General features: G+C 34.3%; 9 protein-coding genes and 7 pseudogenes. 13 read left to right on the top strand and 3 right to left on the bottom strand.

Going from position 1 to position 12,420, the window contains the following annotated elements:
• Nucleotides 1–10 precede the first annotated feature (10 nt).
• From PL321_RS01750 to purD, 7 genes and pseudogenes are all read left to right on the top strand, one after another.
• A complete protein-coding gene (locus PL321_RS01750) occupies nucleotides 11–1,006 on the top strand; it encodes an AIR synthase related protein (protein WP_273963251.1) in 996 nt (331 codons plus the stop codon).
• A 133-nt stretch (nucleotides 1,007–1,139) separates the two neighbouring features.
• Nucleotides 1,140–2,560 (top strand): annotated as a pseudogene (gene purF / locus PL321_RS01745) (amidophosphoribosyltransferase).
• A 1-nt stretch (nucleotide 2,561) separates the two neighbouring features.
• Nucleotides 2,562–3,091: pseudogene (locus tag PL321_RS20725) on the top strand (phosphoribosylformylglycinamidine cyclo-ligase).
• A pseudogene (locus tag PL321_RS20720) lies at nucleotides 3,082–3,550 on the top strand (AIR synthase-related protein). The pseudogenes PL321_RS20725 and PL321_RS20720 overlap by 10 nt, the downstream one beginning before the upstream one ends.
• Nucleotides 3,538–4,087: pseudogene (gene purN, locus PL321_RS01735) on the top strand (phosphoribosylglycinamide formyltransferase); the annotation flags it as partial. The pseudogenes PL321_RS20720 and purN, both read left to right, overlap by 13 nt.
• Before the next feature lie 15 nt (nucleotides 4,088–4,102).
• Nucleotides 4,103–5,596: pseudogene (gene purH, locus PL321_RS01730) on the top strand (bifunctional phosphoribosylaminoimidazolecarboxamide formyltransferase/IMP cyclohydrolase).
• 9 nt (nucleotides 5,597–5,605) lie between these two features.
• Nucleotides 5,606–6,845 (top strand): annotated as a pseudogene (gene purD, locus PL321_RS01725) (phosphoribosylamine--glycine ligase).
• Nucleotides 6,846–6,905: 60 nt separating this feature from the next.
• Here purD and PL321_RS01720 read toward each other — a convergent pair.
• Both PL321_RS01720 and PL321_RS01715 read right to left on the bottom strand, forming a co-directional pair.
• Nucleotides 6,906–7,235, bottom strand: a complete 330-nt coding sequence (locus PL321_RS01720; protein WP_443110718.1) for an alpha-glucosidase C-terminal domain-containing protein — start codon at nucleotides 7,233–7,235, stop codon at nucleotides 6,906–6,908.
• Nucleotides 7,232–8,038 (bottom strand): alpha-amylase family glycosyl hydrolase, encoded by an 807-nt coding sequence (locus PL321_RS01715; RefSeq protein ID WP_273963250.1) that lies wholly within the window; start codon nucleotides 8,036–8,038, stop codon nucleotides 7,232–7,234. The genes PL321_RS01720 and PL321_RS01715 overlap by 4 nt, the downstream gene beginning before the upstream one ends.
• Before the next feature lie 424 nt (nucleotides 8,039–8,462).
• Here PL321_RS01715 and PL321_RS01710 point away from each other — a divergent pair, with 424 nt between their 5' ends.
• The 4 genes and pseudogenes from PL321_RS01710 to PL321_RS01695 all read left to right on the top strand — a co-directional run bounded on the left by PL321_RS01710 (nucleotide 8,463) and on the right by PL321_RS01695 (nucleotide 10,706).
• Nucleotides 8,463–8,768 (top strand): hypothetical protein, encoded by a 306-nt coding sequence (locus PL321_RS01710; RefSeq protein WP_273963249.1) that lies wholly within the window; start codon nucleotides 8,463–8,465, stop codon nucleotides 8,766–8,768.
• A gap of 17 nt (nucleotides 8,769–8,785) precedes the next feature.
• Complete coding sequence (locus PL321_RS01705; protein ID WP_273963248.1) at nucleotides 8,786–9,094, top strand: CPBP family intramembrane glutamic endopeptidase; 309 nt, start codon at nucleotides 8,786–8,788, stop codon at nucleotides 9,092–9,094.
• A 20-nt stretch (nucleotides 9,095–9,114) separates the two neighbouring features.
• The gene (locus PL321_RS01700) at nucleotides 9,115–9,411 is read left to right on the top strand and encodes a hypothetical protein (protein ID WP_273963247.1); all 297 of its coding nucleotides are present in this window, start codon (nucleotides 9,115–9,117) and stop codon (nucleotides 9,409–9,411) included.
• 135 nt (nucleotides 9,412–9,546) lie between these two features.
• A pseudogene (locus PL321_RS01695) lies at nucleotides 9,547–10,706 on the top strand (CD0519/CD1768 family membrane protein).
• Between the two features lie 35 nt (nucleotides 10,707–10,741).
• Here the strand turns inward: PL321_RS01695 and PL321_RS01690 are convergent.
• Nucleotides 10,742–10,927: a hypothetical protein gene (locus PL321_RS01690; protein ID WP_273963246.1), complete on the bottom strand. Its 186-nt coding sequence runs from the start codon at nucleotides 10,925–10,927 to the stop codon at nucleotides 10,742–10,744.
• A 152-nt stretch (nucleotides 10,928–11,079) separates the two neighbouring features.
• Here PL321_RS01690 and PL321_RS01685 point away from each other — a divergent pair, with 152 nt between their 5' ends.
• Both PL321_RS01685 and PL321_RS01680 read left to right on the top strand, forming a co-directional pair.
• A complete protein-coding gene (locus PL321_RS01685) occupies nucleotides 11,080–11,511 on the top strand; it encodes a lytic transglycosylase domain-containing protein (protein ID WP_273963245.1) in 432 nt (143 codons plus the stop codon).
• 156 nt (nucleotides 11,512–11,667) lie between these two features.
• A complete protein-coding gene (locus tag PL321_RS01680; RefSeq protein WP_337961028.1) occupies nucleotides 11,668–12,279 on the top strand; it encodes a patatin-like phospholipase family protein in 612 nt (203 codons plus the stop codon).
• Nucleotides 12,280–12,420 lie beyond the last annotated feature (141 nt).

The following is a 12,420-nucleotide window of genomic DNA, read 5'->3' as shown; positions in this document are numbered from 1 at the left end:
TGATAATAATTTGACGGTAACTATAGGAGATAGAATAGTAGGATGTGTTCCAGTTGAACTTTTAGGTGATGGTGCAAAGGCAAATCTAAGACCATATAGAAGGCCTAAGTATTTAGATGAGTTAAATTTAGATATAAATAGCTTAGATGAAATTGAGGATTTAAACGAAGTATTAATTAGAATTTTAAAATCAGAGAATATAGCTTCAAAGGAATGGGTATATAGCCAATATGATTATATGGTCAGAACAAACACAATAGTAAAGCCTGGTGGAGATGCTGCTTTAGTTGTAGTTGAAGGAACAGATAAGGCACTTGCCTTAACAGTTGACTGCAATTCAAGGTACTGCTATTTAGACCCTTATGAAGGAGCAAAGATAGCAGTATGTGAGGCAGCAAGAAACATAGCAGCAACAGGTGCAAAACCAATTGCAGTAACAGACTGCCTAAACTTTGCAAATCCTGAGGATGAAGAGGTTTACTATGCCTTCAGACAATCAATTTTAGGAATAACAGAGGCAACAAGGGTATTAAACACACCAGTTGTAAGTGGTAATGTTAGTTTTTACAATGAATCAAATAAAACAAGAATATATCCTACCCCAACAATAGGAATGGTAGGACTTTTAGAGGATAAAAACAAAGCTTGTACAGCTTACTTTAAGGATATGGGAGATGCAGTAATCTTGGTTGGTGAGACTTTAAATGAAATTGGTGGAAGTGAATATTTAAAGGTTATTTACGGTAAGGTTATAGGCAGATCTCCAAGATGCTATCCTGAGGTTGAAAAAAATACAATAGAATGTTTAGTTGGGCTTATAAATAAGGGACTGATAAAAAGTGCCCACGATATTTCTGAAGGTGGAATGATTGTAGCACTTTGTGAGTGTTCCTTTAAAAATGAAATAGGCACAAAAATAAGTATAGAAACAGATTTAAGAGATGATATATTTTTATTTTCAGAAAGCCAAGGAAGGTTTATATTATCCGCTAAAAAGAGGCGGTAGATGACATAATAACAGAATTTAAAAGGTATGGAGTGTTTGCACTAGGTAATTGGAGAGACAATAGGTGAAAATATCGAAGTTAATATAAACGGCAGAAGAGTTATAGATAAAAATGTTAAGGAGTTAAAAGAGTGTGGGAGGAGGAACTTCCGTGTGTTATGGACTAGATAAGTTTAAAGAAGAGTGTGGTGTATTTGGAGTATATTCAAAACAAAAAAGAAGGTTGGGGAGATAGTTTATTATGGGCTTTATGCTCTTCAGCATAGGGGACAGGAGAGTGCAGGAATTGCCTTTTCAGATGGTCAGGAAGTAAACCTGAAAAAGGGAATGGGGCTTGTTGGTGATGCACTTAAGAAGGAAGACTTAGATAAAATGGTAGGGTATTCTGCAATAGGCCACGTAAGATACTCAACAACAGGAGATTCAAATCTTCAAAATGCACAGCCTCTTTTAAGTAAATATAAGCTTGGAAGCATTTCAATTGCCCATAATGGAAACTTAGTAAATGCAGACATTATAAGGGAACTATTAGAGGAGGCTGGATGTATTTTCCAAACTTCAATTGATTCTGAGGTTGTACTAAACCTGATAGCAAGGGGTACAAAAAGGAATAGAAAGAGCCTGCTTTGATGCAATACAAGCAGTTAAGGGTTCCTATGCAATACTTCTTCTTACAGAGGACAGGTTAATTGCAGTAAGAGATCCAAATGGTATAAGGCCTCTTTGTATTGGAAAGCTTGGAGATGATTATATTTTATCCTCAGAGAGCTGTGGCATAGATGCGGTAGGTGTAGAATTTTACAGGGATGTAGAACCAGGCGAAATAGTTGTTATAGATAAAGAAGGGCTTAGGAGCTACAAAATGATAGAAAGAACTTCTCTTAAAACCTGCTCCTTTGAATATATCTACTTTGCAAGACCGGACAGTACAATAGATGGAATTAATGTTTATCTATCCAGGGTTAAGGCTGGTGAAAATCTTTTAAAGAAAAGCCTGTTGATGCGGATATTGTAGTTGGAGTACCAGATTCAGGTACCCATTCTGCAGTAGGCTATGCTAAGGCATCATCAATTCCTTACGGCATAGGATTTGTTAAAAATAAATATGTAGGAAGAACCTTTATAATACCTACTCAAGAGCTTAGAGAAACTTCTGTTTCTATGAAACTAAATCCACTTAAAGTAAATATCGAAGGGAAAAGAATAGTATTGGTGGATGATTCAATAGTACGTGGAACAACAATGAAAAGGCTAATAGAGCTTTTAAGAAAAAATGGTGCAAAGGAAGTTCACGTTAGAATTGCATCTCCTATAGTAAAATATCCCTGCTATTTTGGTATAGATACCCCAAGAAGAAGTCAACTTATAGGTTCAAACTTAAGTGAAGAGGAGATAGGAAGGGAACTTGGTGCAGACAGTATAGGATTTTTAAGTATGGATGGACTTTTGGATGCCCTTGAGGCAAAAAGTTTTTGCTTAGGCTGTTTTAACGGCATATACCCTGTTTCAGCCCCCTTCGAGGCAGATAAATTTATGTTTGAAAGGAAAGAGTGATATGAGATATAGTGATGCTGGTGTAAATATAGATGAAGGAAACAGACTTGTTTCAATGCTTAAGGGAATGGTTAAGGAAACCTATACAGAGGGTGTGCTTGAGGGTGTTGGAGGATTTGGTGCCCTGTTTGAAATAAAAAACTACAAAAATCCTGTTTTAGTGTCCGGATGTGATGGTGTTGGTACAAAATTAAAAATTGCAATAGATATGAAAAGGTTAGATACAATCGGGATAGACTGTGTTGCAATGTGTGTAAATGACATCTTATGCCACGGTGCAAAACCTCTCTTTTCCTTGACTACTTTGCCTGTGGCAAACTTAGTGCAGAGGATGCCTTTAATGTAATAAAGGGCATTAAAGAAGGATGCAAAATGGCAGGCTGTAGTTTAATTGGTGGTGAAACTGCTGAAATGCCAGGGTTTTATAAGGATGGAGAATTTGATATAGCAGGATTTTGTGTTGGTATAGTAGAAAAGGACAGGATAGTTGATGGAAGTAAAATTAAAGAGGAGATTTACTTATTGGTATAGAATCATCAGGCTTTCATAGCAATGGGTATTCTCTAATTAGAAGAATTTTTACAAACTTAGAGGAACCCTTTAATGACAAAAATAGGAGAAGTTTTGCTAACTCCAACTAATATCTATGTAAAGGATGTTTTACCACTTCTTGATAAGTACCAAATAAAAGGTATGTCCCATATAACAGGAGGAGGATTTGTAGAAAACATCCCAAGGATGTTTAAGGGGAATTTTGATGCAGTAGTATACAAAGACAGCTACAATGTCCCTGAAATATTTAGGCTGATACAGCAAAAAGGAGTAGCTGAAAATGAAATGTATAGAACCTTCAATATGGGAATAGGTTTTGTTATTTGTGTGGATAAAGAGGATGCAGAGTTAGTAGTTAGAAATATCCAAGAAGGTGGTAAAAGGGCATATATAATAGGAGAAGTTATAAAGGGCGGTGGAAGTGTATGTTTAAGATAGCCGTTCTTGTATCAGGAAGTGGAACTAACCTTGAGGCGATATTAAATGCGGCAGATAATAATGAGATAAAATCAAAAGTTGTCTTGGTAATATCAGATAGAGAGTGCTTTGCTATCAAAAGGGCCAAAAAGAGGAATTGAAACTTATGTTTTAGATAGAAAAAGATATGGGGAAGAACTTTCAAGTAAAATATACGAGTTGGTTAAGGACAAGGCAGATTTTATAGTATTAGCAGGTTATCTTTCTATATTAAAGGGAGACTTACTAAAGGAATATAGAGATAAAATAATAAACCTTCATCCATCCCTTCTTCCTAAGTTTGGAGGTGTTGGAATGTATGGGGATAATGTGCATAGAGCTGTTTTAGAGAATAAAGAAAAAATAACAGGATGTACAGTTCATTTTGTTGATGAGGGTGTAGATACAGGAAGGATAATTCTTCAAAGGTTTGTTTCTGTGGATGATGGGGATAGTATTGAAGATATAAAAAACAAGGTTCAAAGGGAAGAACATAGAGCTATAATTGAGGCTATAAAAAATTGGAGGTGTCTTATGAGGGCATTAATTAGTGTATTTAATAAAGAAGGGATTTATGAGTTTGCAAAGTTTCTATCAGATAGAGGTGTTGAGATAATTTCAACTGGTGGAACCTTTAAATATTTAAAGGAAAAGGAATAGATGTAGTTGAGATAAGCTCTATTACTAATTTTGATGAAATATTAGATGGTAGAGTAAAGACACTTCATCCTGTCGTTCACGCAGGACTTTTGGCAGTAAGAGATAATGAAGAACATATAAAACAGTTAAAGGAAAGGGCTATCGAGTATATTGACTTTGTTGTTGTAAATTTATATCCCTTCTTTGAAAAGGTTAAAGAGGATTTATCTGATGATGAAAAGATAGAGTTTATAGATATAGGCGGTCCTTCGATGTTAAGGTCTGCAGCTAAAAATCATAAATATGTTGTGCCGATATGCGACCCTGAGGATTACACTATGGTTATGGATGAGATTATAAACTACGGTGATGTAAGGTTAGAGAAGAGAAAATATCTTGCAGGAAAGGTATTTAATCTAACATCTGCCTATGATGCGGCTATTTCCAATTATCTTTTAGAAGAGGATTTCCCAAAATATTTAACATTGTCATATAAGAAAGAGATGGATTTAAGATATGGAGAAAACCCTCATCAAAGGGCGGCATACTATACAAAGACAGTAGGAAGTGGAGCAATAAAAGATTTTATACAGTTAAATGGAAAGGAACTTTCCTACAACAATCTAAAGGATATGGATATAGCCTGGAAGGTTGTTTGTGAGTTTGAAGAACCCTGCTGCTGTGCAGTAAAGCACAACAGCCCCTGCGGAGTTGCAGTAGGAGAAAATGTATATGATTCTTACACTAAGGCATACGAATGTGACAAGATATCTATATTTGGAGGCATTGTCGCATTTAACAGAAGGGTAGATAAAAGAACTGCTGAAGGACTTATTGACATATTTCTTGAGAATAGTAATAGCACCAGATTATGATGAGGATGCACTTTTGATTTTAAAGCAAAGGAAGAATCTAAGGGTTATAAAGGCCCTTTCAAAACCAAGTGATAATTTAGAATATATAAGTGTAGATGGTGGAATTTTAGTTCAGGACGTAGATAAAAAGTTGATTAGCGAATTTAGATATGTAACAGAACAAAAGCCTTCTGATAAAGAGATGGAGGATATGCTGTTTGGTATGAAGGTTGTAAAGTATGTAAAATCTAATGCTATTGTAGTTGTTAAGGATAAGATGGCAATAGGTATTGCAGGTGGACAGGTAAATAGAATATGGGCAGCCTGTCAGGCATTAGAAAGAGGTAAAGGGGCTATATGTCTTGTATCAGATGCCTTCTTCCCCTTTGAAGATGTTGTAGAAAAGTCCAATGAATATGGTATAAAGGCAATTATGCAACCAGGAGGTTCAATTAGAGATAAAGAATCCATAGATGCCTGCAACAGGTTTGGTATCTCTATGGTCTTTACTGGCGTTAGACATTTTAAACACTGAGGTGATTTTATGAAGGTTATGGTTTTAGGTTCAGGTGGAAGAGAGCACGTGTTAGCTAAAAAGATAGCAAAAAGTCCACTGTGCAGCAGAGTGTATGTGTGTCCTGGCAATGTGGGAACGCAGATGGAAAAGAAGTGTCAAAATGTTGAGATAGAGGAATTAGACGAAATAATAAACTTTGCAAAGGGTGAGAGTGTCGATTTGGTTGTAGTCGGACCTGAAAAGTACCTTATGCTTGGAGCTGTTGATAGATTTAGAGAAAATGGAATAAAAATATTTGGCCCTTCAAAAAAGGCGGCACTATTAGAAGGAAGTAAGGCCTATGCAAAGGACTTTATGAAAAGATATGGAGTAAAAACTGCCTTTTATGAAACCTTTGATGATTTTAAAGAAGCTAAGGAATATTTAAGTAATGCTAAATATCCTATTGTAATAAAGGCAGATGGGCTTGCACAGGGAAAGGGCGTTGTAATTTGTAAAAATAATAAAGAGGCAGAGGATACATTATACAGTTTTATGGTTGATGATATCTTTAAGGGTTCTGGTAAAAAGTATTAATAGAGGAATATCTTGAGGGAGTTGAGGCTTCTATTATTTGTATAACTGATGGAAAAAGCATAAAACCCTTTGTTTCAGCAAAGGACCACAAAAGGTTAATGGATAATGATGAAGGCCCAAATACAGGTGGAATGGGCGTTATTGCACCAAATAGATTTGTAACTGAAGATGTCTTTGAAAAATTTAAAGTTGAGATAATGGATAAAACACTATGGGGTATTCAGCAAGAAAACTTAGATTATAAAGGTTTCATATATTTTGGGATAATGATTACAAAGGAGGGCCCATACCTTCTTGAATATAATGTAAGGTTTGGGGATCCCGAAGCACAGGCAATTTTGCCTCTTTTAAGGAGTGATTTGGTTGATATTATGTTAAAGACGCTTGAGGGCAGATTAGATGAATGTAAGCTAGAGTGGATAGATGGTGCTTCTTGTAATGTTGTCTTAGCAAGCAAAGGATATCCCCTATCACCTGTATTAGGTGATGAAATATCTGGGCTTGAAGGTTTAAAAGATGTTGATTTATATATTTCAGGTGTTAAACTTAGTAATGGAAAGTTTTACACAAATGGCGGAAGAGTTTTATCGCTCACAGCCGTTGGAGATACCCTTGAAGCAGCAAGGGATAAGGTATATAGAGAAATAAAAAGATAAGATTTGATGGAATTCATTATAGAAGAGATATATAACATAAAATGCCCTAAGAAGAATTGTTTTCAATTCTTCTTAGGACGTTTCGATTTTTACCCCTATTTTACATATATCACATAACCCCAAGCAGAAAGCTTAACTGTTTGATTTTTCATTAACTTTACTGTCTCATTACTATAGAAGTCTTTGTATTTTCCTGCATATCCGTCAAGAGGTACTTCTAAATTAACCTCCTTATCTGAAAGGTTTGCAAAAACTAAGACTCTATTATCTTCCTTTTCACGCAAGAAGACAAGAACATTATCATTTTTTACATTAATAAATTTAATATTTCCTCCGTGCTCACCATTGAATAGGGCTTTGTTTTCCTTCTTTAACCTTATTAAGCCTTTGTAAAAGTCCTGTTTAGGAAAGTTTCCCCAATCTATTTCGTCCTTCTCAAAAACTCAAGTCGCTTATTTAACGCAGCCTCTTGTCCCGAATATATAAGTGGTATTCCAGGAAGTGTAAAGGTTAATACTGACATTACATCAACAGCATCCTTTAATCTTTCAAATTCAGTTCCACTCCAAGAGTTTTCATCGTGATTTGTGATAAAGTTCATTGGGTAACTTGAATTTGGATAAAGTCTATCAAAGTTTTCATAATATCTTTTTATCCCAAAGGCATCAGATTTTCCATTTGCAATACTCTCCATAAGGTGCATAAGCCTCCAGTTGTAGTTGCTGTTGAAGGCTTTACTTAAGTATTCTCTGTTTCCTTCATCCTCTGCAAGCATATATACAGGCTTTATCTTTTCAAGTTCTTCCCTTGCTTTTTCCCAAAAATCAACAGGAACTCTTCCTGCAACGTCGCATCTATATCCATCAACACCAACCTCTTTTACCCAAAATACCATTGCATCAATCATTGCATTTCTCATATCTTGATTTTTATAATTTAGCTGTGCAACATCTGTCCAGTCTGTTCCAGGCGGATGAACAATGTTTCCATTACTATCAGTTAAATACCAATCTTTGTTTTTAATCCAAACGTGATCCCAACCTGTATGGTTTGCTACCCAGTCTAATATAACTTTAAATCCCATTTTGTGGCACTCATCAACTAATTCTTTGAACTCTTCAATTGTACCAAACTCAGGGTTTACTGCCTTATAATCCTTTATTGAGTAGTAGGAGCCTAAGGTACCCTTTCTATTTTTTCTGAAATAGGATATATAGGCATAAACCATAAAACGTCAACACCCATTTCCTTAAGTCTTGGAAGATGTTCTCTAAAGGCTTTAAAGTTTCCTTCCTTTGTATATTGTCTAACATTTACTTCATAAATTACTGAATTTTCAACCCATTCCGGTCTCCTTATAAGTTCTTTTTTGTTTCTGTTTTACTGGATTTAAAATTACATCCAACAAGATTTAAAACAGCTATTATGATGATTAATATTATTGCGATATACTTTTTCATTTTGTTCCCCTTTTACATAATTTTCTTAAAATAGTTTACCATAGAGTAACAAGACAGGGCAATAATTTATTAATTAAATTTATTAAGATTTTTAATTAAACTAATTTTTAAAATTTATTAAACTAATTTTTTTGACTAAAATAAGAAAATAATATAGAATTAGCAATAAATAACAAAAAGGAGAGTGTATATATGAGAGTATTTAAGAATGATACGGGAAAAATAAGATCTGGATGGAGGATTGCATTAGTCCTTTTATTAAGTTTAATTTTTCAAACTATTTTTAGTGCCTTTTTAGGAATGATAGGAGGAGCTGTATTAGGTTTTAAAACTGCACTTGAAGGGAGAGAATTAGTAAGGGATCAAGTTGTTTTATTCATAACAGAAAACCCTGTAATGAGCTTTATTATTAAAGTATCTTCGATGATTGCAGTAATTTTAGCAGTATTTATTATAGTTAATGCTATTGATAAAAGAAATTTAGGGATATTGGATTAAAGTTTAATAGACGTAGTATGAAGGACTTGTTAATAGGATTATTATTAGGTGCTGTTTCAATGACCTTTATATTTGCTGTATTTAGCATAACAGGGAATGTTACTATAGAAAAGGGTTTAAACTTCTCAACCTACACCTTTACAGGACTTATTATATTTACTTTTGTTGCACTTAATGAAGAATTGTTTAGCAGAGGCTATTGCCTATACGCACTTAAGGAGTTTAATTCAGAAAAGTTTGCTGTTGTTGTGTCATCACTAATATTTGCACTTCTTCACGTATTTAATCCAAATTTACGTTGGTTTGGTATTTTTAATATTTTTTAGTAGGAGCATTATTTGCGTATATGACTTTAAAAACAAATAATCTTATGATGGCAATAGGGTACCATCTAACTTGGAACTATTTTCAAGATAATGTTTTTGGGCTTCCAGTAAGTGGCCAAAGTCCAAATGGAATAATCAAAGTTTCTAATTTGAAGGATAATTTTATAACAGGTGGAGCCTTTGGACCAGAGGCAGGGATACTTAGTACAATTGTAATTATATTAGGGTTTTTGTTTGTGTATAGGTTTGTAAAGGGAGAAGCTACTAATGTAGGTGAAAATATATCTGCAGTCAATATTGAGGTTAATGAAAATTAAAGGTGCTTAAGTTTAAGCACCTTTTTATGTAAAATGTAGAATTATGAAGAGTTTGTAATATATAAAATACTACTACTAAAACACTAAGGTATATGTTAAAATAATTCTGTAAACTTAGGGGGTAACAAAATACTGATGGCAAGGAGTGATATTGTGCAAAAGAAGTATGTTAAAGCAATCAATGCAGAAGCTTTTATCTTTCTTGGAATTTTAGCAGTTTGTTTTACTTTTTAGCAAGAGTAATGGGACTTGCTAATATGTTTAGTACGATGATGAAAACAGCTCACGACCTATTGCTCAACACAGTCTTTTTATTATGGCAATAGCAGTATTAGCTGGTGCCTTTGGAGCACTTTTAACTGAGTTTGGAGTTGTAGCGTTAATTAACAAGATTTTGTCGCCTTTAATGAAGCCTCTTTATGATATGCCAGGGGCTGCAAGCATTGGAGTTATAACTACTTATCTTTCAGATAACCCAGCGATAATTACTTTAGCTAAGGATAAGGGGTTTACAAGATATTTTAAAAAATATCAAATACCTGCCTTAACTAATTTAGGTACAGCCTTTGGAATGGGGCTTATAGTTACAACCTTTATGATAGCCCAAGCACCAAAGGGTGAAAGTTTCTTTTACCAGCATTAATAGGAAACATAGGTGCTGTAGTTGGAAGTATTGTAAGCGTTAGAATAATGATGTATTTTACTAAAAGGAGTATGGAACTGAAAAGATGGCATATGAAGGAGAAGAGGGAGTAGATTTAACCCAATATAGGGAGATAAGAAGTGGAAGTTTATTTCAAAGAGGTCTTGAGGCAATATTAGATGGTGGTAAAACTGGTGTTGAAATGGGATTATCTATTATACCTGGTGTTATTGTTATATGTACTCTTGTAATGATGCTAACCAATGCACCAAAGGTAGGAGTTTATACCGGTGCTGCCTATGAAGGTGTGCCTGTACTTCCTTGGCTTGGAAGTAAAATAAATTTCATATTAAAGCCACTTTTAGGATTTAAGTCTCCAGAGGCAATAGCCTTTCCAATAACAGCACTTGGTGCTGTTGGTGCTGCAATAGGTCTTGTTCCAAAGTTTTTACAACAGGGACTTATTGGAGCTAATGAAATAGCCGTATTTACTGCTATGGGGATGTGCTGGAGTGGATATCTTTCAACTCACGTTGCTATGATGGATGCATTAGAAAGTAGACAGCTTACAAATAAAGCTATTCTTTCCCATACAATAGGTGGTCTTGTTGCAGGTATAGTGGCACATTTACTTGTTATGATATTTGTGTAAAAATAACCACTTGGATTAATCCAAGTGGTTATTTTTTATGGTAATATACCCTTATTTCTTAAAACGTCAATGTTTTCCATAGGAGTGTCTGGGTCCTTTGGAACAGAGGATATTTCATATGTGTCAACTAAATCAATTCCTCCCTTTATTGTTTCAGGCCAAAGTAGTGCATTATTTGTATGTTCAATTATAGGATATTTACCGTTTGATTCGATCTTCATTATATCACCTCTAAATGTATTTTTATATTATTATTAGGATAATATCATTAATCTATGCATTAAGAAAAAGGAAAAATATACATAAAAATGTAAAAATATTTTTATATTAACTCAAAATAATATGATATAATATTTACAAAGGAGTGATAGCATTGAAGACCGAACAAATAGTACAAATGCTGGCTGTATATTTATTGCAAAATGCGTATGCTTCAAATAATGAACAGACAGGAATGTTGTTTGGTGCTATATTAGATAAAATGATAGATTCTCAAAGTCTTTTAAATGGACAACCTTATAAAAATAACAATGGAAATTCAACTGATGTTTTAAATAGTATAAAAAATACAATTAAGGATGCTCCAAAGGATTTAGAGGAGGCTATAAAGGAAGTATCAAGAAAATATGGAGTAGAAGAAGAACTTATAAAGGCAGTTATAAAGCAGGAGTCGGGATTTAATCAAAATGCAGTTTCAAGGGCAGGAGCAATAGGACTTATGCAGCTTATGCCAAGCACTGCAAAATCTTTAGGGGTTAATCCTTATGATGCATTAGAAAATCTTGAAGGGGAACAAGATATCTAAGAAACCTTTTAAATAGCTTTTCAGGAAATAAGGCATTAGCCCTTGCTGCCTATAATGGTGGAATAGGTAGAATGAAAAGGTTAGAAGTAGATACAGTAGAAGAGATAAGCAAGATGCCAGCAGAAACAAGAAACTATGTAAATAAGGTGCTAAAAAATTACGAACAATACAAGAAACTATAAGGGGTGGTTATATGGCTTATGGTTTGGTTTTAGGTGGTGGAGGTGCCAAAGGGGATATGAAATTGGAGTTTGGAAGGCACTAAGGGAGCTTAATATTCCGATATGTGCTGTTTGTGGAACTTCGGTTGGGGCTTTAAATGGAGCATTGATTGTGCAGAATGAGTTTGAAAGGGCACTTGAAATATGGACAAGTATTACTATGGATACGGTTATTAGATTAGAAGGAGAGATAGCAACGTCCCAAGAGGGTGAAAATAAAATAACAAATAAAATAAAAAACATTAAGGCAGCGATAAAGTCAGGAGGATTAGACGTAACACCCCTTAAAATGTTAATAGATGAGGTTGTTGATGAAGATAAAATAAGAAGTTCAGATGTTGACTTTGGGCTTGTTACTTTTTCTTTGTCTGATTTAAAACCTGTTGAAGTATTTAAAGATGAAATACCCTATGGGAAGTTAAAGGATTATTTACTTGCCAGTGCCTGTTTTCCAGCTTTTAAACCCCACGAAATAGATAATAAAAAGTTCATCGATGGAGGAGTATACAACAATATTCCTGTTTCTATGATGAGAAAAAAGGTATAAAGGATATAATTGTAGTTGATGTTTCGGGAATAGGGATAACACAAAGAGTTAAATATAAGGATTGCAATATAATTAAAATTAAAAATTCAGAGGATTTAGGCAGGACTCTTAATTTTGATAGCGAAAAATCAAAAAGTAACA

Source organism: Caloramator sp. mosi_1, assembly GCF_028622835.1.
GTDB lineage: Bacteria > Bacillota > Clostridia > Clostridiales > Caloramatoraceae > Thermobrachium.
Note: the sequence above shows the minus strand (reverse complement) of the source record. Positions and strands in the feature narration are given on the sequence as shown.